At 60.7% G+C, this 2414-nt stretch carries 2 protein-coding genes; both read right to left on the reverse strand.

Annotation, left to right across the window (positions count from 1 at the left end; translation table 11 throughout):
- Positions 1–240: 240 nt before the first annotated feature.
- Positions 241–1725 (reverse strand): FecR domain-containing protein, encoded by a 1485-nt coding sequence (locus ACG2LG_RS23685; protein WP_396263313.1) that lies wholly within the window; start codon positions 1723–1725, stop codon positions 241–243.
- Between the two features lie 39 nt (positions 1726–1764).
- On the reverse strand, positions 1765–2307 hold the full coding sequence (locus tag ACG2LG_RS23690) for a sigma-70 family RNA polymerase sigma factor (protein ID WP_396263315.1): 543 nt from the start codon (positions 2305–2307) through the stop codon (positions 1765–1767).
- Positions 2308–2414 lie beyond the last annotated feature (107 nt).

A 2414-nucleotide genomic window follows, 5' to 3' on the forward strand; every position in this document is an offset into this window, starting at 1 on the left:
CTGCCGCCGGCGGTTGGAGTACCAAGGCTGTTCCAGTGCTTTCCGTCGCCCGCAGGAGACGAGACGCTGGCTGAGGTCGACCAGTCGATGAGGACGGTTTCGGCGCAAGCCGAGGAAAGGGCAGCGGCAACAAACGGAACAGTGAGGAGATGGTGGGTTCTCATGAAAAGATGGTTTCCTTTCAAAGAGCCCCATCCACCGATCTGTGACAAAAGCCCCGTGAAAAATCTACGATGCGGGTCAGAAAACGGGATTCAGCACGATTCCCGAAATGTTCGAGAGACGCTCAGCTCCATCGAAAGGAGGCGCCTTCAGCGTCAGGGAATCCGCCTTGAAGACCATGGGGAACTCCTGCACGACCCGGGCACCCAAGCCTCCTGGTCCGTCCGGGTAGTTCCCGGGTAAGTAGGCCTCAGGCTGCGTTTCAAAAACACCGACTGGAGTGCCGGTGCCGCTTCCGCCCTCGAAGACCGAGATCGGGAAGAAACGAACTCCTCTTTCATTGGAGTTCTGTAGAACTGTCAGCTTGTAGCCAACAGCGCCAATCTGCTCCATCCAAGTGGCGAGGTTCTGCAAATGAATGGTGATTCCGACCGACTCGTCTTCTGCCTGTTGATCACCTCCTGGAGCGTCAATTCTGAATTTCCGCCATGCCGAGCAGCAGAGGTGGGTGTGCAGCACGTCGGCCTCGGGAGCCTTCCAGGCCCCCGTGGAGAAAATCGATCCGCCGCTCCACCGGATCTCAACCGGGCTACCCGGCAGCTGGGCGGTTCCCGTGATGCTCGAACCGGTCGCCCAAGCAGCTCCGAATGCCAGTTTGGAGGAGATCCGGGCGGCCTCAGCCTCGTCTTTCACAAAGGACAATCCGATGGGCCGGCGAATCCCCGAGGTGTAGCGTCCAGCATCGGCCTCTCCCCTTTCCGGAGTCCACTCGGCCCCGGATGAGACAAGGCTCTCGCCCTTCTCTGCGTTGGTCGTTCGACCTGCATCGTCCGGGTTCGTGAATCGCACCTCGCCATCGAAGACATCGATCCGCGTGGCGAAGGGGGAGGATTGGTCGATGCCAAAGGTGGTGCCCAGGTCGGTGACCTCGCCGCGGGGCGTGATAATTTTGACCGGATCGCCCTTGAGATCGGCCCAGAGGCGACCGGATTCGAGAATCAGGCGGTCGCGGCTTTGAATCTTCAGCTCGCCCGGTCCCTGGAAGGTCAGGGTGTTTCCATCCGCCGAGCGGATCTCCACGGCGTTGTCCTTGAGTTCGAGGGTGTCACCGTGGCGGATCCAAGTGCCTTTCGCCGGAACGGCGGAGAGTCCGGTGCCATGGCGCGCGACGACCTCGAAGGCGGGGCGGTGGAGGAAGCGATCCACCGCAAGGAAGCCGAGGCTGATGGCAACCAGAGCGGCAGCCGCCACGAGCCACTTCCGCCATTGCGGTTTACTGGATGCTTGTGCCCGGGTCGGGGCCTGTGCGGCAGGGCAGGAGTGACCCGAGAAATTCACCAGCCGCCCTTCGATCGAGTCCAGTTCGGCTGGAGCCGCGTCGAACGCATCCTCCAGCGAGCAGTGCAGCATCCGCATCTCGACGAAGTATCGCAGCGCCACCGAATCCTTCGGAAGCCGGGCGTTGAGATGCGCGATATCCTCCAGGCTCGCCTCGTGATCAAGGACGCGCTGGACGAGATCGACAAACTCGCGGTCAGGTTGGGGTTCCGGTTGCAACTTCATGAACATAGAGCGGAATGGGACGGATTGTGACGCTTCGGCTCAGCTTTCAGTTTGATATTCGATGCAGGCCTTCAAGGTCTGTCGGATTCGGGAAACGGTCTTCCGCATGGCGGCATGGCTGCATCGCTTGGCGCGGGCGAGATCCTTGAGGGAGGTGCCCTTGGCGTAAACGGCATCAAGCAGCTGCCGCTGGTCATCGGAGAGCTTGGATAGGCAGTGGCCGAGTTTCTGCAACCGGGCGTGGTTTTCATCGAAGCGGAGCACGACCTCCTCGACGATCATGTCGAGCGCTTGCTCCGAGAGGTTCACCATTGGCCGACGCTTCTTGCTGCGGAAATAGTTGAGGCTGCGGAAGCGGGCGACCTGCCCCGCCCACGCCCGGAAGTTGGTGCCCGGGAGATACTTGGCTTGGTTGGCGATCAGGTAGACATTGGCGTCCTGGAGGACATCCGCCACATCCGAGGCTGGAACACCAATGGTCCGGAGCAATGCCCGAAGGAATTCCTGCTCCCCAGTGAGAAGTTGATTGAAACTCTTCTCTTCGGGAAAGGGATGAATGTTGTCCTGTTCCGCTGCAGCCATGCCTCCTTCAATGCGAGACCCTATGGCTGCGACTGGAGCCAGCCACGCGCCTTCGGGGTGGTTTGAGGGTTGAAAGGGAGGTGCCGTGTCTGGTTCAAGTCGTGGGC

Source organism: Haloferula sp. A504 (assembly GCF_044385805.1).
Classification (GTDB): Bacteria; Verrucomicrobiota; Verrucomicrobiia; order Verrucomicrobiales; family Akkermansiaceae; genus Haloferula.